Genomic DNA, 1548 nt, shown 5'->3' with positions numbered 1-1548 from the left:
GTTAACAGAACTATGTTTGCGTAGGATGTTGGTATCGACGGAACGAGAGATACCAACATCCTGATGGGACGACCGAAGGTGGAGTTGACAGTGAGCGAAGCCGAACAATCGCAACTTGCTTCGATGACGCGTGCGCGCTCGATTCCGGCTGCGCTGGTTACATCGGCACTCATTGTCTTTGGATGCGGCCGCTGGCGAACCAATAGCGAGATTGCCAGGCGCCTGCAACTTACACGTGCACTGCAGGTAAATGGCGTCCCGGGATCTTGAACTGCGCATCAACGGTCTGTACGACGAAGTGCTTAATTAAGAAAGAGCAGTACTTGCAAGTTCCGTGTCGGACGCGCAGGCGCCCGACACGGTCGCGCGGACTTGCTACGCGATCCTACTTTTAGTCACGATTGGCGATGTATCTGCCAATCTGCTCGATATGCGTTTCCATTGCACGACGAGCTGCAGCAGCATCTCTTCCAAGGATACTGCTCACGATTGCGCGATGCGCCGCAATTGTGACCTCAAATCGCTCGGGCGTAACTGCGAAGTACTTGACCTGGCTCCAAGCCGGTGACTGCCTGACCTGATGCAATGCTTTGAACGTCAAAGCAATGAAGCTACTGTGAGTTGCCTTCGCAATCGCCATGTGCAGGTTCGCATCCCAAAAATCTACCGATTTGACATCTTTAGAGTTTTCGCACTCAAGCATGCATCTCTCAATTTCGGCGAGATCGGCCGCTGTTGCGTGAAGCGCCGCGTGTTCTGCTACACCAGGTTCAATAAGAAGGCGAGCTACGTTCAGGTCGGCCGGGCTAATGTCGGCGAGATCCTCTTTCTCGAAGCCGGGCGGCAAACTGCCGGCAACAAAGGTTCCCCGTCCGACACTGCGGACGATCATACCTTCGCGCTCAATGGTGGCGAGCGCCTTTCGAACGCTGCTTCGAGGGATTTTGTACTCAACAGCGAGTTCGCGCTCTGTCGGTAAACGCCCCTCCGGAAAAAAGGTACCGTCCGCGATACGCTGGGACAACTCGGCTGCGACAGCTTCAAAGTCTTCCATATCAGACCTTCACCATAGTCATCATTCCTCAAGCGATTTGTTCAATTATAAGGCACTTCGCCCAAGGAAAACCAATTATTCAATCGGTTCGCTGAAAGGTTCGCTCATGTCAATAGAGGCTGGCACATGTAAGAAGAGCCAGGTATTTGGTCATGCACCTGGATTGCACGCGCGGGCTCTCAAAAGTGGACTATCTGATAAGGGGTGAGCACGAATGAATGAAAGGAATCCACGGGAAGCGAGCGCACGTTTATTTGATTAAATCAGGGAATAGGTCATGTTGCTTGTTATTTTAAATAGTAATACTACACATAATGATTAATATCCGAGGAGAGGAGTTGGCCATGAGGAAGCTGATTCCGACTGCTTGCACCGTGCCTTTCAGCGGTATAAGGTACGCGCGGCGCAGCCGAGAATTGCAAGCCTTTTACATGGACCGCTTCTGCTGATTCCAGCCTCGCACAGCTACAAAGACTTTCTACGAGAATCAGCGG

2 protein-coding genes and 1 pseudogene are annotated in these 1548 nt (G+C 52.1%); 1 reads left to right on the top strand and 2 read right to left on the bottom strand.

Annotation, left to right across the window (positions count from 1 at the left end; all coding sequences use genetic code 11):
• Positions 1 to 57: 57 nt before the first annotated feature.
• A pseudogene (locus ABH944_RS44560) lies at positions 58 to 301 on the top strand (IS630 family transposase); the annotation flags it as partial.
• Between the two features lie 90 nt (positions 302 to 391).
• On the opposite strand, the gene ABH944_RS44555 reads toward ABH944_RS44560, so the two are convergent.
• Both ABH944_RS44555 and ABH944_RS44550 read right to left on the bottom strand, forming a co-directional pair.
• On the bottom strand, positions 392 to 1054 hold the full coding sequence (locus tag ABH944_RS44555) for a FadR/GntR family transcriptional regulator (protein WP_404615826.1): 663 nt from the start codon (positions 1052 to 1054) through the stop codon (positions 392 to 394).
• 305 nt (positions 1055 to 1359) lie between these two features.
• Positions 1360 to 1548 (bottom strand): hypothetical protein (locus tag ABH944_RS44550; protein WP_404615824.1); only part of this gene is annotated, 189 nt, incomplete at its 5' end.

The organism is Caballeronia udeis (assembly GCF_044909315.1).
In the GTDB taxonomy this organism is placed as follows: domain Bacteria; phylum Pseudomonadota; class Gammaproteobacteria; order Burkholderiales; family Burkholderiaceae; genus Caballeronia; species Caballeronia udeis_A.
This window is presented reverse-complemented; position numbering and strand designations above follow the sequence as displayed.

What these genes read in the sequence shown, in the direction of transcription:
- ABH944_RS44555 (WP_404615826.1), bottom strand. Translation starts at nt 1,054, where the DNA reads ATGGAAGACTTTGAAGCTGTCGCAGCCGAGTTGTCCCAGCGTATCGCG.